Source organism: Vibrio sp. Vb1980, assembly GCF_033338615.1.
Taxonomy (GTDB): Bacteria; Pseudomonadota; Gammaproteobacteria; order Enterobacterales; family Vibrionaceae; genus Vibrio; species Vibrio alginolyticus.
The window spans coordinates 148,283-172,303 of the sequence record NZ_JAWOSZ010000009.1 but is presented as its reverse complement, the minus strand read 5'-3'; the positions used below and the strand labels follow the sequence as shown (position 1 = coordinate 172,303).

The window sequence follows — 24,021 nt, the reverse complement described above, 5'->3', positions numbered from 1 at the left end:
TTCAATGCTAAGAGATGGTGTTATGTGGGATACAGATAGCCTCAAAAATTAACTATTGACGCCATAGTCTCTTGTTATGTTCGTGGTTATTTGAGACTACTGACGTTTAAAATTACGTCTGGTTGATGGAACAGACTTCCTCAACTTAGATGCTGTAACACTTCAACTTGAATACTTCGTAACAAGCTTTGAGTATGTTCTGACTGTAAATCGAGTTCGCACCAGCCGTCAGTTCCCATGTATTCGGCAGAAATATATCTGATGCTTTCAAGACCAATTTCATCATTGATGATCCCAGATAGCCTGAAAATACCTGACTTTGTATGAATTCTGCTAATTTTGAAATTTTCCATAAACCTCCGAGAACATAACGCCCTGTTAAGGTGTGAGCAACGCAATACCGAAGCCGCCGCAGACCACCTTAAACACTGAACGCAACGCATAGTAAAAATGCCACGCGTTGCGAATCACTCTTAAACAGTTTGTTAGCCCATATCTCACAGCTAGTGCTAGAACCAATTGCTAATAAAGTTCTGAACGAACACCGAACCTGATGGAGTGAATGTCCAAACAAATGCTCCAATATTTACGAATATCGTCAGCCACAAAATCGATTTAAATGGCTGTTTTTTCGACTTATGACGAAGTTGATTTTGAGCACATAATGCCCCCATCCAACCACCGAGTAACGATAAAAGATGAAGCGTATTTTCTGGTGTCCGCCATTTGCCGTTTTGAGCGGCATTTTTATCTATTGCGTACATTACGTAGGTTACAATGGACATCAGGATATAAGCTGCAATGAACAGCTTCTCACCACCTAATACGAACACAGCTGTACTCGCTAAGACTAAGTAAACGATGCTAAACATGATGTTGAAGGTACCAAGCCGGAACCTAGAATTGTTACATTAGTGGCGTTGTAACGCCCTTTTTTGTCTTCGTTAACTTCAAATTTAACTTCATCATCGATCTTAGGACGTCGACCTTTACTCTGAACCGTTGATATATGGAGAAAAACTCTTAGTTCACCATTTAATGCCGAAATGAATCCATAACCTTTTGAGTCATTCCACTCTACAACTTTACCTTTGATCATCGAACTCTACTTTTTACTTATCTCTTGGGGGCTAACGCCGCATTAAGGTGTGAGCAACGCTACCACTGAACCTAACGATACCACCGTAAACACTAAACCCAACGATGGAATGAAAAATGCCAAGCGTTGGGAATCACTCTTAAATGCTTTGTTATGGCGCTGAACTCAAAGTTAGCTCTTGTATATCAATTCGGTCTACTTCCCTACCCAATATCCGCTTGTACTCGACTAAACGATTAACTGGGATGACTGGTAACTCGATACCTTGATAATCTTTAAGAACTGATTCTGAAAAGTAGATTTCAAGCTGGTGCCAAGAGCCATCTTGACGTGATTGTATCTTCGTATGTTGAGACAAACCGATTTCAATTTTTTGACTTTGGTAAACCAACTGGAAATACTCTAAATCCCAACCATATTCGGCATAATGAGCTAACGGCTTTGATATGTATTTTGCTACATGCGATAACACCTTGTCTGCGTCAGAGTTATGAATATAGAGATCTATATCTGCGATTTCCCGACTACCACCATGAATGGTTGCCGCTAACCCACCGACTATTTGATACTCCACATTCTCTGCATCCAAGATTTCTTTGAGCCACTGCAAGGCTACTTTAACTTTATCACTCATCTAGTTCCCTTAGCTAAATTTTGCCCTGCGCCATAACGCTTTCTATACGGCGACTTGCCGTCTTTCTGGCAGGCTACCGCCTTCTTTCTTATCAAAAGCGCTATCAATCGTAGCACTTATCTGTATGAAACAAATAGAAAAACAGTATGAATATGTGTGGTGGCGCGCGCAATTAGGCGGCGCACAGCACGCTAATTTCAAAAGTGGTGATACATTAACGGAACTGTGTAAATAAACAGGTTAATTTATCATGAAAAGTCAGTTTTTACTTAGTGTAAAAGAGCACATGCTTACTCGTCATTATGCGAATAAAACTATCGAAAGTTATCTATTTTGGATAAAACGTTTTATCACTTTTCACCAGCTCGCCCACCCATCAACACTAGCAGAAGATGATGTCATTCAATTTCTGAGTTACTTAGCGGTAGAAGAAAAAGTTGCGGTAAAAACGCAAGCTTTGGCGCTGAACTCAATATCATTCTTATATCGTGATTATTTCAAAACCCCACTATCACTTGATATGAGATTTCAGAAATCCTTGACCGAAAAGAAACTTCCCGTTGTATTAACCAGGGAGGAGATCCGAAGATTCGTTCAGCATATCGACCCGAGGTATAGACTCCATATTCAGCTGCTTTACGGCTCAGGGCTTCGAGTTATGGAATGTTTACGCTTAAGAGTTCAAGACATCGATTATGATTATGGTGCAGTTCGCGTTTGGCAAGGAAAAGGAGGTAAAAATCGTACAGTCACATTAGCCAAAGAACTGCATGAACCACTCAAAGCTCAAGTTAATTTAGCAAGAAACTATTACTTTAAAGATAGGCACATGCCTGGTTATGCGGGCGTATACATCTCTGAAGGTTTACGACGTAAATACCCAAAAGCGGAGCTAGATTTTAACTGGCACTTTTTGTTTCCATCAACAAAGTTAAGCGCAGATCGAGACACTGGTGAACTCAGAAGGCATCATATCAATGAAAGCGCAATACAAAGAGCAGTAAAGCGCGCGGCAAGCGACGCAAGCATTGAGAAAACTGTAACTTGCCACACACTAAGACACAGTTTTGCCACGCACTTATTGGAATCTGGCGCAGACATTAGAACTGTTCAGGAACAATTAGGGCATACTGATGTGAAAACCACGCAAATCTATACTCACGTTATCGAGCGCGGGGCTGGTGGTGTGTTGAGTCCATTATCCAGCCTTTAGAAAAACAAAGCCACCTCGAAAGGTGGCTTTGTTTTATAACTCTTTATTGACGAACACCGAGTTTCACATTGCCTTTTGAATCAAACCAAAGTGCTTGCGAACGGCGACGTCCTATTAGTATCGGACCATCGTCATAAAAGAGAAAGTTCTTCCAGTGCTTTTTAAAAATAGACCATTTCGTTTCGATGACATTGTACTTCTCGTAGCAAAAGTAAACGGTTACATCGTCTTGCCAATCGATATGTGCCTCAGCTTCCGCTGGCATGTCAGGATCATCCGACTCCCACGCAGCCATCCAATCCACAGTTTCAGACCAATTCGCCTCATTCATTGGCCAGTCTTGGGAACTAAGTCTATCCATATCAGGGCTTTGAGCACTGATATTTTCTTTCCAAAATTGTGCTGAGCGGGCTTGGCTCATCGGCTTAATAAAAGCCAAATCTTCTTCTGGCACAGGCATCGACTGATGCGTAAAAATCCATTTTCTTTGGTATTCGTCCAAAGGCAAATAAGACATTCAGTCTCCTTTATTACGATTTCAGCCAACCTTTCTCTGTGGCTTCTTCAATCAACTCTTTCGCTTTGTCCCATAAGGTAACAGAGCCAAATTCAATTCGTTTATTAATGGTAAGTGCTTGTTCGCGTGAGACACCATGTTCCTTCCAACTCTGACCATTATTATGGTAGTTCAAGAGCATTGGAATTAACCGATCGAGTGCTTTTGCATACTTAGCATCATCGGTCTGCGCGGCTTCAAATTCATGCCAAAGCGCCAATAGCTCTTGCTCCTGATCGCTGGGTAACATACCAAACAAGCGCTCTGCGGCTCTGATTTCTTTTTCTGCTTGCTCTTGAGACGCAGCAGTATCATAAACAAAGGTATCGCCCGCGTCGATCTCTACTACGTCATGTATCAATAACATTTTCATCACTCGGCAAATATCAACAGGTGCATTCGCATGCTCTTCCATCAATATTGCCATCAGTGCGACATGCCAACTATGCTCACCACTATTTTCGAGGCGCCCTTCAGCACTTTTAACTCGAGTTCGGCGCAAAATGCTTTTGAGTTTATCGAGCTCGATTACAAGTGCTAACTGCTTTTCCAATCGTTCCATACTATCGCCCTTCTTGCTGCCAATTCGGATTAATAAGCGACGTTAGAACGTGGTCTTGCCACTCACCATTAATCAAAAGGTAATCTTTTGCATACCCTTCTCGGTTGAACCCTACATGCTCTAGCACAGATTCACTGCGTTTATTGTGAGGCATGTAGCCAGCTTGAATACGATGCAGTTTCTGAACGTTAAACATGTAGTCGCAAGCCATGGTTAATCCACGACGCATATAACCATGCCCTTGCGCTTTTTCAGCGAGAGAATATCCGACGTTACAAGAATAAAAAGGAAAACGACTCAAACTACTAAAGGATATCGTACCTAGCATTTCACCCGAAGAGGCTCTGACTAAAAGGCAATAATACCCCAATCCCATTCGATGCAGCTCATTGAGCTTGATAAGCTTTTGCAACCAACCGTTCACTGAGAAAAAAGCCTCTTCACGTTTCGGTTCAAACGGTTTCAGGTATTCTCGGTTCGCTTGAAAATATTCGGCAATCATATCTGCGTCACCGATTTCAGCGGTACGAAGAAGCAAGTCACCGTCCAACATATGAACGGCGATAGATGAGCTGTTATCTTCCATTACAAATGATTAATTCCGTCTTTTCGTTCAATTCGATTAATTCTTACGGATACCGTAATCACGCAGTTTATTAGCGATTGAGGTATGCGATACATTTAAGCGCTTAGCAAGCTTACGGCTTGATGGGAATGACTGATACAAACGTTCCAGAACTTGAGATTCATAATCACGCATGATCTCATCCAAAGAACCGTCGATGTTAAGCGTTGCACTACCAGCGCCGACTGACTGAGGCTGAGGTAAATTGAAGTGACCCGCGTTTAGTATATCACCATCCATTTCCGTGAGCGCTCGAAGAACCATGTTATCCAGCTGGCGCATGTTTCCTGGCCACTGATAATTTGCAAGGGCATCAACTAGACCATCATCAAACTCTGGCTTATCAATCCCAAGCTGTTGAGCATGTTTCGCCACAAACAACTCAAGCAATGGTGCAACGTCGTTTGAGCGCTTACGTAACGGAGGAATGCTGAGCGTAAGTACGTTGAGACGATAATACAAATCTTCACGGAACATTCCTGCTTCAGAAAGCTCGGCAAGGTTATGTTTTGTTGAAGCGATGATACGAACATCGACATGCATCTCATCTTCTGCACCGACACGACGGAAATTACCATCTTGTAGAAAACGTAACAGCTTGATTTGAAGATGCGAACTCATTTCACCGATTTCATCAAGAAATACCGTCCCGCCATTTGCTTGCTCAAAGATGCCTTTGTGGCCTTGTTCATGATTAAATGAACCCGGCGCATGACCAAAAAGTTCGGTTTCTGCTACATCGTCAGGCATCGAAGCACAACTCAAAACTAGGAATGGCTTGCTCGCGCGGCTAGAACGGCTGTGGCAAGCTTTAGCAAGCATTTCTTTACCGGTCCCCGTTTCGCCCTCAATCAACAATGGTTGGTCAAGCACAGACAGCTTCTTAGCTTGGTTCATTAGTGCTTTATGACGGTTCGATATACCAACAAAGTGCTCAAAACCCAGAGGGTTATGCAGCGGTAGCGCTTCTTCAATTCTGGCAACTTGCTGACTAGAGCGAATCGTCATTAGAGTACTCGCTAGAGTCGAGTTTTGCGCTTCGTCTCGGATATAAACGGGCATCAACTCTAGAACATAGTCCAAGCCATCAATCACAAGGTTTTCCCGCGTTCGACCATTAACACCTTCAGACCAACGAGAGAAACGAACACTTGGTAACAAAGCACCGATTTGAGTACCAATCACTTCTTGCTTGTGAAGGCCAAGCAATGAAAGTGCAGACATGTTTGCCATGTCTACGGCACCTTTAAGATCAATGGCAAAAACAGGATCGGGCAAGTTATCAACTAACGAGAGCAGCTCCGTATTGTGGCGCTCCATCGGCATAAACTGGATTTTACGTACGTCTTTCACCCCCGGAATACGGCGGATTTCAGCCATCAGCTCACTAAACGTATCAAAATCAATATCCGGGCAATTCAAATAGATAATACCGCTAATATCGATTTCGATACCACGCAAGTCGATGCTTTTAGACGCTAAAATATCGAGCAGTTCTCGGGTCAAGCCGAGTCGATCTTCACATAAGACTTCAAGACGCACTTAAAATATCCCAATTCACAACTGTCAGGAAAAGTTGACAGTAGTTTCTATCATGCTTGGAATGGCGTCAAGCAATCCTATCCATCAAAGTTGATATTCGTTACGGTTTCATCGTAATTGATGCAACTTTCGCCGCCACTGCCTTGCGTATGGTGCCCAACTTAACCTGACGGTCAGGATACCAGGGTAGTGGACGCAATAAGGTCATCGCTTTCAAGCCCAAACGTGCCGTTAGAATACCAACACCTAGCCCCTGCCCCGCACGAGCAGAAACTTTGCCAGCAAGATCCATCGACATCAAATCCATACTGGCATCAATAGCGAGCTCACTGGCACCAGCCGCCGCCATATTGACAAATACCGCTTTTAGTAACTTGATGCGAGATGCATAACCTAGCTCTACCCCATATACCTTGGAGAGGTTGTCGATCATTTTGAAATTTCGCCAAGCCACCAGCAACATATCAGCGGCAGCCAGAGGGCTCACGGCGACTAGGGCCGCACACTCGGTTGCGTGCTGTGATACGATTTTCGTTGCCAACTTGTCTTGTTGGCTCACCACCATCGAGTCATACATATCAAGAATTTCAGCGTCACTATGAGCAGGGTTAATACTGTTCTGCCAACGATCAAAGCCCGGATTTTCTGCCATCACACCACTTTGTTCTGCTACGGTTTCGCAAAAGGCTTTCCCTTTCCCAACGCTCTCACTATTAACAAGTGCTTCTGCTTCTTCTTGAACACTAAAATGATTTCGTAGTTTTCGCAGTTTCCAAAGCTCTTTACCCATAGCTCCTAAACCAAGCGAAGCGATCGCAGCAATAAACCCCGTCCAGCTTAAGGCCAGCCAATCAGAAGCCTGAATTGCGGTTATAACCGAGTCCAACGCTTGCCAGCCAACCAAACCAGCAAAAGTTGCAAATGCGCCAGTCGCGAGCCATTTTCTGCCCGATTTTGGACGAATGACATGCTCGAGTTGCAATTCCTGTTCGGTCTCCTGGTGCGCTTCTTTAACTTCAACAGGTACAAATGTTTCTTTTTCGCCGAATGTTTGCTGCGCCGTCAACTCCGGTTGATTCGATTGCTGATCTTTTTCCATTACCTTTTCAGAGAAAACTTGTTTTTGCTTCAACTCACTCATTTCAATTTATCTCCAATCAGGTAATCCAGTGCTTTGTCTAAGCGTATGTGCTTCACTGGCTCATCATTCGGTGAGGGCATCGGACGAAACGACGTAAAATCAAACCCGTTGTTTTGCCAATAAGCTGCATTTGGTAGCTTTTTCGGCACCTCTCCGGGAAACATAGTCATCGGCTCACCACCCAATGTTGTTCCTTGTAACGCCGGGATGGTCTTATCTCCAGAGGAAATAAACCCCGTCGTGGTTGCTTGGATGGAAGCGATACTCATGCAGCTCATCTCAATATTCTCGTAGGCTGCCGTTTGCCATGCTGGATGCACCATTTGTTGGAGCAGAGACACCAAATTTGGGTGCTGATCGGGCGTGATATGATCCGCTTTTGTAGCAGCAAACAACACTTTGTCGATTTTTGGTGAGAACAAACGACGCAAAAAGCTACTACGACCATAGCGGAAGCTATGCATGATCTGTTCTAGCGCTTGGCGCATGTCGTAAAACGCTTCATCACCGGCATTGAGAGGCTGCAAACAATCCACCAGTACAATCTGGCGATCGAAGGTCGCAAAATGATGCTTATAAAACGCTTTCACTACTTTCTGTTGGTATTCCTGAAAACGGGCTTCTAGCATCGCTAAGTTACTGCCCTTGGGCGCTTTGCTTTCCGAATCAGCACGACACGGAAAAAACTGTAGCACCGGCGCGCCTGCTAGCTCACCAGGTAATACAAAGCGGCCAGGCTGAACCCAATGAAGGCCAGAGTCTTTACAAGAATGAAGGTACTCTGTGTATGTGTGTGCAACTTTCTCAAGTAGTTTCTCATTCACTTCTGCAAAGAGATCCACTTTCTCCAGTTCAGAAAGCCAAGCTTTGGCTAAATCGCCACGCTGGCCTTTAAGTGCATCAAACTGAGTTTGCGACCACGTTGCAAAGTCCATGTCCAATAAAGGCAGGTCGAGCAACCACTCTCCTGGATAGTCGATAATATCAACATTTAAAATTGCGGTTTTACTCAACAGCTTTTTCGTAGTTTTATTTGGTTTGTACTTGAGCGCTAAGCGAATCTCACTCACATCACGTGTCGGTACTGGCCACTGAGGTGGAGTGGCATGAATTTGGCTCATCGCCTCATCGTAAGCAAAGCGTGGCACCATCATATTCGATTGAGGCTCACGCTTCGCTCCAATAAGGCGCTTATCTCTAGCCGCAGTCAAAAGAGGCAAATTGTCATGGGTTGCAGTATGAAGAAGCTGATTCACTAATGACGTGATGAATGCCGTCTTACCGGCACGAGAAAGTCCGGTGACAGCAATTCGAACATTAGAGTCCATACCTCTGTTGATAAAGTCATTAACTTCTTTCTTTATTCTCTTCATTACGCTTCTTTATCTTACTCCACTTTAAAACAACGTTGTCAGCGACTTCGAATTTCGAGCTATGAATACTGTTCTATCCCGAATTCTATGAGTTTAACTTTATATACCTTAATAAAAGATGAACAAAACATCCGGCTTAATGCTGTATCAAAAAAGAAAAGCCCCTGAGTGGTTCAGAGGCTTACTTAATCTACAGCATTAGTTACTCTATATGCGCTGATTACTATGTTAAACAGGAACCCGCTTTCTTTAAGCCTAGTCGTCTTCGATCAACTTATAGATAACAAATAGAGCGATTTCTAAAATCAGCCACAACACACATGTGATGGTCACGTACTTTTCATCAAAGATGCTGATACCGTGAAGAATCAAGTCATAGCCAACAAAGCCACCTATCACTACAGCAAGAATAATTTGTAGAATCTGAATAAAACGAGGCATGCCGTCTCCTAATTATTGTTCGCATAACGTTTGATTGCTATGCCTAAAGGTTTATATCCTTAATTATATAGACAAAAAGTGCAGGTTTCGCTGCACTTTTGTCAATTGTTTGCTAGGTAAATCAGCACCTTGTCACATTCTCTCTACTGAGACGCAGCAAGATTGCCCTTTGCCTTATGCTTCCATCTCTTGAATTTTCACTTTCCAAGTGTCTGGACCAATTTGGTGCGCGTTAACACCATTTGAGTCGACAGCCACTGTTACTGGCATATCTTCAACTTCAAATTCGTAAATCGCTTCCATACCTAAATCTTCAAATGCAACAACGCGAGCTTTCTTGATCGCTTTCGCCACCAAGTACGCCGCGCCACCAACAGCCATTAGGTAAACCGCTTTGTGATTCTTAATAGATTCAACCGTTGCAGGGCCACGCTCAGCTTTACCGATCATGCCCATGATGCCGGTTTTTTCTAGCATCATATCGGTGAATTTATCCATACGCGTTGATGTTGTTGGGCCAGCAGGACCAACGACTTCATCACCAACTGCATCGACAGGGCCTACGTAGTAAATGAACTTACCGTTTAGATCTACGCCTTCAGGTAGACCTTCGCCATTATCTAGCATGCCTTGAATACGTTTATGCGCAGCATCACGACCAGTCAGAATTTTACCTGATAGAAGAACGGTTTCGCCTGTCTTCCACTCTTGTACTTCTTCTTTAGTAATTGTGTCTAAGTTTACGCGACGCGTATTTTCGCCCGCTTCCCAAGTGATGTCTGGCCAATCTTCTAGTTTAGGTGGTGTTAGCTCTGCTGGGCCGCTGCCATCAAGTGTGAAGTGTAAGTGACGAGTCGCCGCACAGTTCGGGATCAAACAAACAGGCTTAGAAGCCGCGTGCGTTGGCGCAGTTTTGATTTTAACGTCGACAACAGTCGTCAAACCGCCAAGACCTTGCGCACCGATACCAAGTTTGTTCACGCGATTGAAGATATCCAAACGAAGCTCTTCTTCTGCGTTTTGTGGGCCACGGTCAATAAGCTCTTGAATATCGATGTGTTCCATTAGAGATTCTTTTGCCAATACCGCTGCTTTTTCAGCCGTACCGCCGATACCAATGCCAAGCATGCCAGGAGGACACCAGCCCGCCCCCATTGTTGGTAGCGTTTTTTCTACCCACTCAGCAATATCGTCAGATGGGTTTAGCATCACCATCTTAGTTTTGTTTTCGCTACCGCCGCCCTTCGCAGCGATCTGAATTTCAACTTTATCGCCCGGAACCATGTTGATATGTACGACGGCAGGCGTGTTGTCTTTGGTATTAATACGTTTACCAGCAGGGTCCATAAGTACTGACGCACGCAACGGGTTATCAGGGTTCGTGTACGCTTGTCGAACACCTTCATCTACCATCTGCTGAACCGTCATGTCGGTCGAATCCCATTGCACGCCCATACCGATGTTGACGAAACACGTCACAATACCAGTATCCTGACAAATTGGACGGTGACCTTCTGCGGACATTCGGGAGTTAATTAAGATCTGAGCAATCGCGTCTTTAGCGGCTTGGCTCTCTTCGCGGTGATAGGCTTTTTCAAGAGCTTGAACAAAGTCTAGCGGGTGGTAGTAAGAAATATACTGTAGCGCATCAGCGACACTGCTGATCACATCCTGCTTGCGTATTACCGTCATTACATGCCTCGTTATAGTTATGCTTCCATTATTGGCTTAGCTTCAATCGTGTTTGTTGAGCTTATTGCTCTTTTGAGCTTCGTTTTTTATAAACAATTGTCGAACGGCTGATATCGACACACGAAATGCTGAAGTTGCCTACTTGTAAACCATCTCAAACCCTATGAATAGAGGGAGTTTGGCTATACAGAGGAATATGATACTCTTGCTGCCCATGACATGCCATGCAGTGAACGATCTCTTTGTCACAAATTACACAAATGAACAACATGGACAATCAATTCATTGATTTTAAAGCGTTGGAATACGCACCAGAGTTTGCTCTTCACCTTTTTTCTCGCATTCAACACCAGCCTTGGGCGATGTTGCTGCGTTCTGCATCAGAAACGCATATCGATAGCCGCTTCGATGTGTTGGTCTCCAACCCAATTGCAACGTTAGAAACCACTGCCGACAACACACAAGTTGAAACACCATCGAATGCCTATTCAACTCAAGATGACCCATTTGCGCTGCTTCATCAGTTGCAAGAACAGTGGCTTCCTCACGTAGAGTTAAATAAAGAATTGGATTTGCCTTTTGTCGGCGGTGCGCTCGGTTACTTCAGTTACGATTTAGGTCGCCGCGTAGAAACGATGCCAGAAGTGGCAGAAAAGGACCTCAACACGCCGGATATGGCGGTAGGTCTGTATGAATGGGCCGTTGTTGTTGACCACCAGCTAAAAAAAGCATGCTTAGTCGGTCAGAACATCGAGCAAGCTTGGCAATGGTTAAACGAGCAAAAAGCAGAACAAACCGTTGACTTCGCTTTGTCTGGAGCTTGGCAGTCAAACATGACGAAAGAGAGCTACGCCACTCGCTTTGACCAGGTGCAAGAATACTTGTTGAGCGGTGACTGTTATCAGATCAATTTGGCGCAGCGCTTTAACGCACCGTATCAAGGCAGTGAGTGGCAAGCGTATCTGAAATTGGAGTCCGCCAACCAAGCGCCATTCTCAGCGTTTATCCGTATGCCTGAGTCTTCGATTTTGAGTATCTCTCCAGAGCGCTTTTTAGAGCTCAAAGCTCGCGTCATTGAAACAAAACCAATCAAAGGTACTCGACCACGCAGCGAAGATCCAAAGCAAGATAACGCTAATGCCCATGACTTGCAGACAGCGGAAAAAGATCAGGCAGAAAACCTGATGATTGTCGATTTGCTGCGTAATGATATTGGTCGAGTTGCGTCACCGGGTAGCGTTCACGTTCCAAAGCTGTTCGATATTGAAAGCTTCCCTGCCGTTCATCATTTGGTGAGCACCATTCGTGCAAATTTGGATGAACAATACGCTCCTGCGGATTTGCTGCGAGCGTGTTTTCCAGGCGGTTCAATTACGGGCGCACCTAAAGTTCGCGCAATGCAGATTATTGAAGAACTGGAGCCGCATCGACGCAGCGCGTATTGCGGCAGTATTGGCTACATTTCACGCCATGGTCGTATGGACACCAGCATTACTATCCGAACTCTTGTAGCGGAAAAAAACAAACTTTACGCTTGGGCTGGCGGCGGCGTCGTGGCAGATAGCGATTGCGCCTCTGAGTATCAAGAAACGTTGGATAAGCTTTCAAAGATTTTGCCAGCGCTGCAATCGTAGGTTTCAACAGCACACAACGCCGCTTTAATGCTATTGACGAAAACAATCTAAAACGCCTCCAGAACGGATAATGCCGCTCATTTAACAGCGAGTGGCATATTTCTGTATCTCATCACCCTGCACAGCGACGAAAGAGCGTGATACAGGTTCTTCTATTCAAGCACTTTGTGGTCAAATTTGTTTCATTATCCGCTCGGCGTGCTGCTACTAGATTCTTAGTCTAGCCAAGGCTCGCTAGAATGACCCAAAAAACATCGTTAAATGATCGGCATTATCCAGTGTGGTGCGTTTTTTTGTGTGTTTTATTTGCATGTACTTTAGCTTTTAGCCGTTGGCCAACAAACATACTTTTTAAGAGGCAGCGTCTACTGCTCAAGCCACTTACACATAATCTGTTCGATATCGGTTGCGGTGTACGGCTTAGTGAGGATGTCGTCCATGCCTGAATCAATACACTTTTGACGCTCTTCGATGGTAGTGCCAGCGGTTAATGCAATAATAGGATGAGTAAAGCCACGCTCTCTCAGATACATCGTCGCCTCATAGCCATCCATTTCTGGCATTCGGCAGTCCATGAATATCAGTTCGTAGTCTTTACTTTTCACCGCTTCTAATGCTTCTTTGCCGTTGGCTTTTAAATCAGGTGTGATGTCGAGTTTTTTCAGCATTTGAGTAACAATGACTTGATTCATTCTGATGTCATCAACCACTAATATTGAGCGTCCTGCTAAATCGCTTCGCTCTATGGTGACCAATTCCCCCTCTGCTGTGCCTTGTGCTTGCCCTTCCTCAAGAGGAATAGCAACTTTAAAAGTTGTCCCTTTGCGCTCTTCACTTTCAAAGCTAATTTGACCTTGCATCAAATCCACAAGGTTTTTACAAATCGCGAGACCTAAACCTGAGCCTTCAAAGCTGCGTTTCGCCGAGCGATCAACTTGGACAAATGGATCAAAGAGTGACGGCTGTGCTTTTATTGGGATGCCAATACCAGTGTCTTCAACCTCAAAATAAGCCGTGCCGTTAAGCCATTCCACCCGTAACACGACGCCACCCAAGTGAGTAAACTTAATCGCGTTTCCCACCAAGTTAACCAAAATTTGTGTAATGCGCTCTAAGTCACCGACTAAAAATTCTGGAATCCCCAGCTTTTTGTCGATAGAGAAATGGATGCGTTTTTCCGCAGCCTTAGCTGCAAATACACCCATGATGGCTTTTTCAAGCTCCTCCCAGGCAAAAACTTTATGTATGATTTCCATCATACCGGCATTCATCTTACTGAAATCAAGAAGATCATTAATGATAACTCTCAATAAGTCCCCTGATTGAGTCAAATTGCTCAAGTATTGACGCTGCTCTTCTTCTAATTGGGTTCGACTCAATAACTCCGCACTACCCAATACGCCATTGAGAGGAGTTCGCAGCTCATGGTTAATCATGGCGACAAACTCCTTCGTCGCTTTTTCTGATTCCTCAGCCCGCTTTCTCAGCTCGACCTCTCGCTCTAAACTTAAGTGTCGACCAATAACACCATGAACTAAGTCAGACACGAGCTCCATCTGTTTGGAAATAAAAGACTGATCGATTTGATCTTGCAACACAGAGAAAATCAACTCCCCAACCGTTTCCCCATCAATGATAACTGGCAAATGCAAATTCTCTCCCTGCCAATTAGGAGAGGTTAAAATCTCGTTGTTATGACGAAGCTGTAAGTGACCAAAGTGATGACGACGCAATGAGCTCAGCTTTGTAGCGTCAAGAAACAAGTAAGCCGCAGAAATGATCGAGTTAGAAGTGAGCTGCTCAATAAAGCTCGCTATCATTGCTTCATCGAACGTGCTCGATAAAAAAGTACGACCAAACTTAATCAACGTGGCATCAATTTGCTCTTCAAACTCAAACTTACGAAGATCCTTTTTAGATTTCAGCTCCAGCTTTTTCAATGCAACACTGAGTTGCTGGTTGGATTCATATAACTCTAAGCTTTTCTGTTCCAACAGCTGCTCAGCTGCTTTTCTTGATGCAACTTCTCGTTTGAGTTTCCTTTCTAATGAGGAACTTCCCGTCATATTGTTCTTATTGAACCTCTAACCAAAAACGTACTTTGCTGCCATCTTCTGACTGGTTTTGATGTTTGATATGAACTACCTCACCAAAATGTGCAGCACAACCTTTTATCAATCCTAAGCATACGTGAGACATACATCTTGCACTGTGGTAGTCAAATACCAATTGGGATTGGTTTTCACTAATGAAATCAAATTGCGGAGGGTTAGCATCAGGATAGAGCTTCTTAACTTCGACATGAATAAAGTCTTCAACATGGCGAACAAATTGAAACGTCGTTTCACACTGTTGCAAACTGGCGTGACTAGGAATGGAGCGAAGTAAATTCAAAAAGACGCACTCTCCAAACACCTCTTGTAGTTGCTCGGGCGGAACACCAGATACTTTACTGAGATTCACGATCAACTTAACCAAGTCTTTGTGATCGTAACTACCAACAGCGGTGTAAACACCTTCATCGTTAGAAAGGTCGAGAACTTGGTCTAACACATCAAGACCGAATTTCTCTTCCACTAACTCCATGAACTCGGTGAAAATAATCCCTTTCATTGGCCAATGCTTGCCCTATAGTGACGTCCTAAAATAAAGAATGGTGTATAACCTTATAAGTTTCAAATTAATATGTTCAAGCAGAGTGAGACACACAACACAAAGAGGGAAAGTGCTGGCGAGTGTTTTAATGCGAATGCTTTATTTGGTAACCAGTAACGATAACGCCATACGCTTTGCCGTCTTTGAGTATAATAAATAATGGTTAGGCACGATAAATAAGGACTCAGTTTGGTTATCGACAAAACTCATTTACTACAGAACTTTCAATTTCGGCTTCCAACGGGCTACCACAAAGAGTCCCTTGCACGACTGAAATGGATGAAAGAAAAGTCCCTGAGAGATGCGGCAGTCTTAATCGGTTTTGTGGAACGCGATGACGGGTTACAAGTCATTCTGACTAAGCGTGCAGCCCACTTACGCCATCATCCGGGACAAATCAGCTTTCCCGGTGGCAAATATGAGCAGGAAGATATTCAGCTCGTGAATACCGCTTTAAGGGAAACCAAAGAAGAGGTTGGGATAGAAGATGAGCATATTCATGTGTTTGGTCAACTGCCTACACTACCAACGATTAGTCAGTTTAATGTGACACCTTTTTTGGCTTTTGTTTCTCCGGAATATAAAACGCATATTGACCCAAATGAAGTAGAGTCAGTTTTTGAGGTTCCTGCCAACCATATTCTGAACCCCAAAAAATTGTATAGCACCAAATTTGACCTAAAAAGAAGCAGTCATCGTGTATTTGCTATCCCATATAGACAGCATTTCATCTGGGGCATGACGGCACAAATTATCGAATCAATGCAAAAACATATTATTTCACATTAAACAGTTGTTGATATCGGTGCTTTTATAGGCGCGATCATTATGCGCATCAATATTAATAAAACGTTGCTTCATAAACATTCATTCACATTAGATTAATTTTCCATTTTCACCGCAAACGCTTGCGGTGAAATAAATTTATACAAACAGCCCTATTGATAAGTTTTTCTAATTTTACTCATTAGCAGAAATCACGAGTAGCACATCATTTTCGTGATAAAAAGCAGGTTTTTGACATATCATTCAATAAGCGTAAGCAATAAATGATTTAGATCTAATTTTCCTAGTGTAAAATCTTGCAAAATTACTCCCGACTTATTTCCTGTTCCCAAAATGAGTAACTAAAAAATGAATACAACTACTTCTGCGGTTTCTACCGCACAATCGTCTAGTAAGTTTTCTTACAAAGACTTTACCTGGTGTCTGTCCCTTTTTGGTACGGCAGTAGGTGCAGGTGTACTGTTCCTTCCTATTAAAGCAGGTGCAGGTGGCTTTTGGCCATTAGTAATCCTAGCCCTAATCGCAGCACCAATGACTTGGTTCGCACACAAATCTTTAGCTCGTTTCGTTCTTTCTGCGAAAAACCCTGAAGCGGACATCACCGACACAGTAGAAGAGCACTTTGGTAAGACTGGCGCAAACCTTATTACGTTCGCTTACTTCTTCGCTATCTACCCAATCGTACTTATCTACGGTGTTGGTATCACAAACACAGTTGACTCTTTCCTAGTTAACCAAATGGGCATGGAATCTATTCCTCGCTGGCTACTTTCTGGTGCACTTATTGCTGCAATGACAGCAGGCGTAGTATTCGGTAAAGAGCTTATGCTGAAAGCAACTTCAGCAATGGTTTACCCTCTCGTGTTCATCCTACTAGCGCTGTCTGTATACCTAATTCCTGGTTGGAACACTTCAATGATGGAAGTGTCACCTGACTGGGGTGCAATGCCAGCTATCGTTTGGCTAGCAATCCCTGTTATTGTGTTCTCTTTCAACCACAGCCCAATCATTTCTCAGTTCTCTAAAGAGCAACGTCGTGTATACGGTGATGACGCAGTTAAGAAAACTGACGCTATCACCGGTGGCGCAGCAATGATGCTGATGGGCTTTGTTATGTTCTTCGTTTTCTCTGTTGTACTTTCTCTGTCTCCAGAGCAACTAGCAACGGCGCAAGAGCAAAACATCTCTGTTCTCTCTTACCTAGCAAACGTGCATGAATCTCCACTGATCTCTTACATGGGTCCATTGGTTGCTTTCGCAGCGATCACCTCTAGCTACTTTGGCCACTTCTTGGGTGCGCACGAAGGTCTAGTTGGTCTAGTGAAATCTCGTTCAAAATCACCAGTAAGTAAGATCGAGAAGATGTCTCTAATCTTCATTGTAATCACAACTTGGATCGTTGCTATCGTTAACCCAAGCATCCTAGGTATGATTGAAACAATGGGTGCACCGATGATTGCGGCAATCCTATTCTTGATGCCAATCTTCGCAATGCAAAAAGTTCCTGCGATGGCTAAGTACAAAACTTCAGCACCTGTGCAAATTTTCACAGCAATCTGTGGTCTTGCTGCAATTAGTTCTGTAATCTACGGCGCTCTTTAATCATCTCTGCCCGTTGCAGTATGATTAATCCAAAAATATAACGATAAAATTAAGCCTCCCAACTCCCCTTGGGAGGCTTTCTTCTGAGGTAATCGATATGATTAGTGTTTTTGATATCTATAAAATCGGTGTTGGACCTTCAAGCTCACACACTGTAGGCCCAATGAAAGCGGGTAAAGAGTTTATTGATGATCTTCGTGCAATGGGAAAACTGCGCGACATCACTAAAATCACCGTTGACGTTTATGGATCACTATCACTGACAGGGAAAGGTCACCACACAGATATTGCTATCATCATGGGTCTTGCAGGCAACACTCCTGAGAAAGTTGATATCGATTCTATCCCGGGCTTTATCGCTCGTGTAGAAGAAACTGAACGCCTTCCTGTTGGCATGCACTGTCACACAGTATCGTTCCCACGTGAAGGTGGAATGAACTTCCACAAAACAAACCTAGAGCTACACGAAAACGGCATGCAGATCCACGCTTGGATTGATGACGAAAAGGCGTACTCAAAAACTTACTACTCTATCGGCGGTGGTTTCATCGTTGATGAAGAAAATTTCGGTAAAGAAGCTGAAAACCCAGTAAAAGTACCTTACCCGTTTACAACGGCAGAGGAACTGGTTAACCAATGCCACGAAAGTGGATTGTCCATCAGCGCACTAACCATGAAGAATGAGCATGCGCTTCATTCAGATGAAGAAACTCGTACTTATTTCGCAAACATCTGGCGCACAATGCGCGAGTGTATGGATCGCGGTATGAATGAAGAAGGTATTTTGCCTGGTCCACTGCGTGTGCCTCGCCGTGCAGCAGCACTTCGCCAGCAGCTACTTACTTCAGAAAAGACAACAAACGACCCAATGTCTGTTGTTGATTGGGTAAACATGTTTGCTTTCGCAGTAAACGAAGAGAACGCAGCAGGTGGCCGCGTTGTTACAGCACCAACTAACGGTGCGTGTGGCATCATCCCTGCGGTACTGGCTTACTACGATAAGTTCATCCAAACTGTGACTGAAAAAGATTACATCCGTTACTTTGCAGCTTCTGGCGCAATCGGTGGTCTTTACAAGCGTAACGCGTCGATCTCTGGTGCAGAGGTTGGCTGTCAGGGTGAAGTTGGCGTGGCATGTTCTATGGCAGCAGCAGGCCTTGCTGAGCTTATGGGTGGTAGCCCAGAGCAAGTATGTATGGCAGCAGAAATCGCAATGGAGCACAACTTAGGTCTAACGTGTGACCCAGTTGCAGGTCAGGTTCAGGTTCCATGTATCGAGCGTAACGGTATTGCGGCAGTAAAAGCAATCAACTCTACTCGCATGGCACTACGTCGCTCTTCAGCTCCAACTGTTTCTCTAGATAAGGTTATCGAAACCATGCTAGAAACAGGTAAAGACATGAACGCGAAATACCGCGAAACATCTCAAGGTGGTCTAGCAATCAAAGTGATTTGCTAACACGCCTTTCTGAATACCAATCAAAACCCGAGTTTATGCTCGGGTTTTTTTATACCCCAAAAACCCAGGAGAATGCGTTATCAGGACAAGTAAAAAAAACCTAAAACGTTGAATATATCCAAATATTATGGATATCTCAGTAAAAAATCACATCTCTTCCCTAGCTTTATTGATAACGTAGCCAAAAATTAAACTTGGAGCACATCAACACATGATTAGGTTTGAAATTGGAAACCAAATCTGCGTTTGCTTGTCCGAAAACGAAATATCTCTAGAGCTCAATCAGTCACTCCACCACTCCATTCCTGTCAACCCAAATGAGTACGCCATTCTGTCAACTATCGCCACATACGGCAGTTTAAATACGCCGATTAGTCAGCGGTTAATAGAAAGCAAAATCACTCAACAATACAAAATGACACTGCCTGAAAATGGCTTTAAAAACGCGGTGGCCGCTCTAAGAAAGAAATTTCGCAAGCTCACGGAAGAACATTTAACCACTAACAAAAACATTATCGAAAACATTCACCGGACCGGATACTTCATCCCTTTTACTATGCAAAACAACCATCAGAATGGCATCGAACATCAACAGAAGATCAATCAATACACAACCAATAGTCTTCGCAAAGCGCTTCGTATTTGCCTGCGTAATAAAAAGATCTATTCAGAAGCAATGTGGGTTGTGTTGATCACTGCGATCATTTTCTTTGCTATCTGTTACTACGCGATAAACAGCATCGTTAAACATAATTATCTGGATAACGCCTTCGAAATTGCAGAGAATCTTTCCCGCAGGAGTTGCTTTGCTAATGAAAGCGAACTGAAGTCACTATTTGATAATGTGAAGTTGGTGGAATCGAGCATGATGCTAGATCGTTTCAATATTCGATGCTTAGTCACTCCAGAAACCGTTGTCCCTGTCAGCAAAAAAGCGTTTGAAGAGTGGAGTAACAATAGCAATTACACTACCCAATCATTTGACTTAAATAACGCAACTGTTTTGGTTCGTGTTAAAAACATTAACTTATCCGACAATGTTGAAAATCATATTTCACGTTTTTTTCTTTCCGGTATGAAGCTATCAACGAATACCGGAACATCGTTAGAGATTGGTAACACCAATGAACGCTTCTTCAATTATCACGTAAAGAATAGTGGCTATAAAGAGGTGTATTACATCTCTGGGCCGTTTCAAAGTATCATTCTACTGAGCTTACTTTTTCTCATTATACTGCGTCACCGCTCCCTACAAGCCTTTATGGCTTACTTGTGCGCAATTCGACAGTTCAAAATAAAACTGGAGCCGATTTATAACACTTCGGCACAAAAGATTGTGCACTACGAAGCCCTCTCCCGGTTTAAGGTAAAAAATACGCAACGGTTTATTGAAACACTGATCCGCAATGGATTGCTGCTAACTCATACCTTACTGGTGATTGATTCCATCTACACCAAACAAAAAGCGTTGCCCATCCCTATCAGCATTAACGTTTGTCCTTCTTTGCTGCGAGGGCGTAACTTTTCAATCCTATATAGAGAGCTATCTAATCGGGATTGCCGTTTGCTGACAATCGAAATCACAGAAAATGCATCGATGTACTATACCTCTGAGATTTATGACAATGTCGCGAAACTAAAAGCTCTGGATTGTAAAATCAGTATTGATGACTTTGGCACCGGCAATAATAATGTGGCGCTTATCAGCAAGCTGAATCCGGACTACCTCAAAATCGACCGAGAATTTGTTATTGGCCTAAAATCTGATGATAAAAAGATAGAAACCTTGCGTCAGTTAATTGCTATGGGCAATACGTATCGCTGCACGGTCATTGTTGAAGGCGTAGAAACGGCAGACAGTGCTCACTTACTCACAACATTGGGCGCCTATATTCACCAAGGTTATTATTACCCTCTTCATTGCTAGCTTTTCTTCACTCGGTTAGTTACTTAAAATAGATCTAATACTCTATAAAAACTCGTGGTGGCATAAAGGTATGCCGCCAATTTGTGATTGAGCGATGATTGCGATTAAACCCACCAAACTGAAAGATTTTTCAAGTTTGATGCAATTGGATGTGCAAGAAGAGCAAAAAGGATTTTTTACACCGTTTGAAATGGCTTATCAAAAACGTAGTAAGTCAGAGGCGTTCTTTACGATTTATTCTGATGATCTATTAGTAGGCTATCTTGTTATCGATAAAGGTTTCTCCCAACATGCGCCGTTTGCTAAACGATACGAACTGGAGCTTAAGTACTTGATGATTGATCAACGTTTCCAACGTCAAGGGGTTGGGAGTGAGGCATTGCGTAAACTGTTCCTTTATGCGTATACCATTAACCCTAAAAGCACCTCTCTTTGCGCCACTGTTCCACAAAGTCAGCAATACGCTATCAGTTTTTTTGATGCGTGCGGATTCATTAATACAGAGGAAACAACATTGGGTGATAATGAAAAAGAATGGATTCTACGACACCCATTAAGCTAACTGGTGAAGCATAATCAAAATTGGGCCATTCAGATACAACAAAGGCAAGCTTCTCGCTTGCCTTTGTTTAATGCTCAATAGAAAGTGACTTATTCGCCTTTGTAAATACAACCCGCTGTGCACGTTTCTTTGATTTCTACTTTACTTAGCAGTGGTAAGCTTGGCTTAAGCTGCTGCCAAATCCATTTTGCTAACACTTCGCTAGTCGGGTTCTCTAACCCTTCAATGTCGTTTAGGTAGTAATGGTCTAAGCGATTGTAAATTGGTTTAAACGCAGCTTTGATCTCTGCAAAATCCACTACCCAACCTGTATGTGGATCAACTTCACCTTCTACATAAAGACGAACAAGGAAAGAGTGTCCGTGCAAACGACCACACTTGTGACCTTCTGGTACGTGTGGCAAATGGTGTGCTGCTTCGAACATAAACTCTTTGTATAATTCTGTTTTCATCTTGATTCTCAGGCTTTAAAAAGACAGGCAATACTAAGGAATTCGCTGCCAAGAGACAAGCGTTACCCCATACAAGCGTAGCAAAAACTTCCGCTAGTTCCCGGCCTCTTTGCTATCACTCACACCAAAGCGCCGTATTTCTGTCACGCGCCAAACATTTGATTACACAGCACTCACATCACAATTACATATCCCCAACATGTGTGGGGTCACAATCATTCATTTCGTTGTTCGCAGTGCGCATTTGTGCACATTAATATTGTGCAGTTCGTTCCAATTACACTTATAAATTTATGCGCTCAACTATCACTTTTAAGCTCTTACTGGCGTTAATTGCTGTCTTCAGCTGCGTTCTAGCTGCCTCTACGGCTTACCAATACCATCAACAAAAAACCTTAATCAATGATGTTCTTAGTGAACAACTCCATGATAAGGCTAGTAATTATTTCGATAGCCTAAATATGATGATGCTTACGGGCACCATGTCGCAAAAAGAAACCTTACGTCAAAAGGCCCTGGCCCAAGAAGGCATTGAAGCAGTTCGCGTGTTGCGAGCTGATACTGTGACCAAACTTTACGGACCTGGGCAACAAAACCAGCAGCCTGTCGATGATATTGATCAACGAGCGTTGAATGGTGAACTGGTGATTGAACCAATCTCAGCCGATTGGGGCAAAGGGTTAGTAGTCGCACTACCAATGAAATCGAGCGAAAATTACCGTGGCACCAACTGCGTTTCTTGCCACGTTGCACCAGCAGGAGAAGTGTTGGGCGCGATTCGCTTGGAATACAACATGAATCATGTCAATTCAATGATCAGTAAACAGGCAATGTTTGCGATGGGAATAATGGCCGTAATCGCATTTGTGGGCTTCATCATAACGATGAGTTTGATTCAGAAAATCATTGTACGACCAATTCAAAGAACGTCGAAATTCATGTCGAATGTGAGCCATAGCAAAGATCTATCTCAACGACTTATGCATCACCAACAGGATGAAGTGGGCCAACTTTCTACTGCAATCAATTCATTCATGGATACGGTCTCCGAAAGCTTAGAACGTGTGCAAGACACCTCTCACTCACTTGCCGACTCCGCGAGTAAACTAACTGCTGTCGCGCAGTCCACAGATAAAGCGGCCAATAACCAACAGCTAGAGACCAACGAAGTACAAAGTAATATCACCGATATGTTGCAGCAACAAACTGCGGTTGAGGACTCGACTAACAACGCTACTGTTTTGGTCAATCACACCGTTGATGTCGCCACTCATAGTGCAAACCAAGCACACAACGTCAGTGAAGACATCAAACAACTAGTAAGTAACATTGATACCGTACGGGAAAAAATCAGCTCTCTAAATCAAAGAACCGAAGAAGTGTCGTCCATTCTTGTGGTTATTAAGGGTATTGCAGAACAAACCAATCTGCTCGCGTTGAACGCTGCTATTGAAGCCGCCCGAGCCGGAGAGCAAGGGCGCGGTTTTGCGGTCGTCGCGGAAGAAGTGCGTAACCTGGCTTCTAGGACGGCTGAGGCCACTGGTAATATTGAACATATCATTTCTCAATTCCAGCAAGGAAGTGAAGAGTCATTAACTTCTGTTGATACCGTCTGCCAGTTTGCTCATCAACGCTCTGTCGATGTCGAGGCACTATCAGCCACAATGCATAACGTTGTTGACGAAATGCGCCAAGTGCTCAGACATGCAGAAGATATCCAAAACCAGACGCAAACCACATCTGATGTAAGTCAGCATATTCAATCTAAAATAGATGTGATCACACTGCATGCTAACGACACATCGCAATCGGCATCGCACACGCGTGATATTAGTGTTGATTTAGAGCATCTATCCGAACGTTTAGAGCAATTACTAAACCAATTCACACTTTCAGAGCACAAAAGAGTGAATAAATAGAGAGATTCTCCCCATCAAAACGAATATAAAGGTTGATGCGAGCGAATTGACAGGTAATATGTCTCGTTGAATCTGTAAAATGCTACCCAACTCAGCGCTTAGCTTGTTTTTTGAACAAAAATGTTATTAGACAAGTACTTTAAGTAA

21 protein-coding genes and 1 pseudogene are annotated in these 24,021 nt (G+C 43.5%); 8 read left to right on the top strand and 14 right to left on the bottom strand.

Annotation, left to right across the window (positions count from 1 at the left end; translation table 11 throughout):
* Nucleotides 1–145: 145 nt before the first annotated feature.
* From R7F64_RS15300 to R7F64_RS15290, 3 genes and pseudogenes are all read right to left on the bottom strand, one after another.
* A complete protein-coding gene (locus tag R7F64_RS15300; RefSeq protein WP_172563611.1) occupies nt 146–286 on the bottom strand; it encodes a hypothetical protein in 141 nt (46 codons plus the stop codon).
* A gap of 223 nt (nt 287–509) precedes the next feature.
* Nucleotides 510–1,099: pseudogene (locus tag R7F64_RS15295) on the bottom strand (DUF1294 domain-containing protein).
* 151 nt (nt 1,100–1,250) lie between these two features.
* The gene (locus R7F64_RS15290; protein ID WP_318071871.1) at nt 1,251–1,733 is read right to left on the bottom strand and encodes a MazG-related protein; all 483 of its coding nucleotides are present in this window, start codon (nt 1,731–1,733) and stop codon (nt 1,251–1,253) included.
* 250 nt (nt 1,734–1,983) lie between these two features.
* Between R7F64_RS15290 and R7F64_RS15285 the strand changes: the two genes are divergently transcribed.
* Complete coding sequence (locus tag R7F64_RS15285; protein ID WP_017636093.1) at nt 1,984–2,946, top strand: integron integrase; 963 nt, start codon at nt 1,984–1,986, stop codon at nt 2,944–2,946.
* Nucleotides 2,947–2,989: 43 nt separating this feature from the next.
* On the opposite strand, the gene R7F64_RS15280 is transcribed toward R7F64_RS15285, so the two are convergent.
* The 8 genes from R7F64_RS15280 to R7F64_RS15245 all read right to left on the bottom strand — a co-directional run bounded on the left by R7F64_RS15280 (nt 2,990) and on the right by R7F64_RS15245 (nt 10,878).
* Nucleotides 2,990–3,463 carry a DUF2947 domain-containing protein gene (locus R7F64_RS15280; protein WP_017636094.1) on the bottom strand — a complete coding sequence of 158 codons (474 nt, stop codon included), beginning with the start codon at nt 3,461–3,463 and terminating at the stop codon, nt 2,990–2,992.
* A gap of 13 nt (nt 3,464–3,476) precedes the next feature.
* Complete coding sequence (locus R7F64_RS15275) at nt 3,477–4,064, bottom strand: HD domain-containing protein (RefSeq protein WP_005376917.1); 588 nt, start codon at nt 4,062–4,064, stop codon at nt 3,477–3,479.
* 1 nt (nt 4,065) lies between these two features.
* Nucleotides 4,066–4,650: a ribosomal protein S5-alanine N-acetyltransferase gene (gene rimJ / locus R7F64_RS15270; RefSeq protein WP_025767303.1), complete on the bottom strand. Its 585-nt coding sequence runs from the start codon at nt 4,648–4,650 to the stop codon at nt 4,066–4,068.
* Nucleotides 4,651–4,686: 36 nt separating this feature from the next.
* Nucleotides 4,687–6,231, bottom strand: coding sequence for a transcriptional regulator TyrR (gene tyrR, locus R7F64_RS15265; RefSeq protein ID WP_047103197.1), 1,545 nt, complete (start codon nt 6,229–6,231; stop codon nt 4,687–4,689).
* Between the two features lie 100 nt (nt 6,232–6,331).
* On the bottom strand, nt 6,332–7,372 hold the full coding sequence (locus tag R7F64_RS15260) for a YcjF family protein (RefSeq protein ID WP_025767301.1): 1,041 nt from the start codon (nt 7,370–7,372) through the stop codon (nt 6,332–6,334).
* Nucleotides 7,369–8,745 carry a YcjX family protein gene (locus tag R7F64_RS15255; protein WP_005376907.1) on the bottom strand — a complete coding sequence of 459 codons (1,377 nt, stop codon included), beginning with the start codon at nt 8,743–8,745 and terminating at the stop codon, nt 7,369–7,371. The genes R7F64_RS15260 and R7F64_RS15255 overlap by 4 nt, the downstream gene beginning before the upstream one ends.
* A 255-nt stretch (nt 8,746–9,000) precedes the next feature.
* Entirely contained in the window at nt 9,001–9,186 is a 186-nt protein-coding gene (locus R7F64_RS15250; protein WP_005376906.1) for a hypothetical protein, read from the bottom strand.
* 174 nt (nt 9,187–9,360) lie between these two features.
* Nucleotides 9,361–10,878 (bottom strand): fumarate hydratase, encoded by a 1,518-nt coding sequence (locus R7F64_RS15245; RefSeq protein ID WP_237307212.1) that lies wholly within the window; start codon nt 10,876–10,878, stop codon nt 9,361–9,363.
* A 269-nt stretch (nt 10,879–11,147) separates the two neighbouring features.
* On the opposite strand from R7F64_RS15245, the gene pabB reads away from it, so the two are divergent.
* Nucleotides 11,148–12,512: an aminodeoxychorismate synthase component I gene (pabB, locus tag R7F64_RS15240; RefSeq protein WP_237307214.1), complete on the top strand. Its 1,365-nt coding sequence runs from the start codon at nt 11,148–11,150 to the stop codon at nt 12,510–12,512.
* Between the two features lie 365 nt (nt 12,513–12,877).
* Here the strand turns inward: pabB and R7F64_RS15235 are convergent, their stop codons facing one another.
* Together R7F64_RS15235 and R7F64_RS15230 are read right to left on the bottom strand one after the other, a co-directional pair.
* Nucleotides 12,878–14,578, bottom strand: a complete 1,701-nt coding sequence (locus R7F64_RS15235; protein ID WP_005388280.1) for an ATP-binding protein — start codon at nt 14,576–14,578, stop codon at nt 12,878–12,880.
* A gap of 7 nt (nt 14,579–14,585) precedes the next feature.
* Complete coding sequence (locus tag R7F64_RS15230; protein WP_237307216.1) at nt 14,586–15,125, bottom strand: heme NO-binding domain-containing protein; 540 nt, start codon at nt 15,123–15,125, stop codon at nt 14,586–14,588.
* 231 nt (nt 15,126–15,356) lie between these two features.
* Here R7F64_RS15230 and R7F64_RS15225 point away from each other — a divergent pair, with 231 nt between their 5' ends.
* The 5 genes from R7F64_RS15225 to R7F64_RS15205 all read left to right on the top strand — a co-directional run bounded on the left by R7F64_RS15225 (nt 15,357) and on the right by R7F64_RS15205 (nt 21,503).
* Nucleotides 15,357–15,956: a CoA pyrophosphatase gene (locus R7F64_RS15225; RefSeq protein ID WP_005376901.1), complete on the top strand. Its 600-nt coding sequence runs from the start codon at nt 15,357–15,359 to the stop codon at nt 15,954–15,956.
* A gap of 345 nt (nt 15,957–16,301) precedes the next feature.
* Nucleotides 16,302–17,555 carry an aromatic amino acid transport family protein gene (locus R7F64_RS15220; RefSeq protein ID WP_005388284.1) on the top strand — a complete coding sequence of 418 codons (1,254 nt, stop codon included), beginning with the start codon at nt 16,302–16,304 and terminating at the stop codon, nt 17,553–17,555.
* Nucleotides 17,556–17,652: 97 nt separating this feature from the next.
* The gene (locus tag R7F64_RS15215; protein WP_005376899.1) at nt 17,653–19,014 is read left to right on the top strand and encodes an L-serine ammonia-lyase; all 1,362 of its coding nucleotides are present in this window, start codon (nt 17,653–17,655) and stop codon (nt 19,012–19,014) included.
* A gap of 211 nt (nt 19,015–19,225) precedes the next feature.
* Nucleotides 19,226–20,941 carry an EAL domain-containing protein gene (locus tag R7F64_RS15210; RefSeq protein ID WP_042522777.1) on the top strand — a complete coding sequence of 572 codons (1,716 nt, stop codon included), beginning with the start codon at nt 19,226–19,228 and terminating at the stop codon, nt 20,939–20,941.
* Between the two features lie 94 nt (nt 20,942–21,035).
* The gene (locus tag R7F64_RS15205) at nt 21,036–21,503 is read left to right on the top strand and encodes a GNAT family N-acetyltransferase (RefSeq protein WP_017636099.1); all 468 of its coding nucleotides are present in this window, start codon (nt 21,036–21,038) and stop codon (nt 21,501–21,503) included.
* Nucleotides 21,504–21,592: 89 nt separating this feature from the next.
* On the opposite strand, the gene queD is transcribed toward R7F64_RS15205, so the two are convergent.
* Nucleotides 21,593–21,955 (bottom strand): 6-carboxytetrahydropterin synthase QueD, encoded by a 363-nt coding sequence (gene queD / locus R7F64_RS15200; RefSeq protein ID WP_005376896.1) that lies wholly within the window; start codon nt 21,953–21,955, stop codon nt 21,593–21,595.
* 293 nt (nt 21,956–22,248) lie between these two features.
* Between queD and R7F64_RS15195 the strand changes: the two genes are divergently transcribed.
* Complete coding sequence (locus R7F64_RS15195; protein ID WP_318071870.1) at nt 22,249–23,874, top strand: methyl-accepting chemotaxis protein; 1,626 nt, start codon at nt 22,249–22,251, stop codon at nt 23,872–23,874.
* The last annotated feature ends 147 nt before the right edge of the window (nt 23,875–24,021 follow it).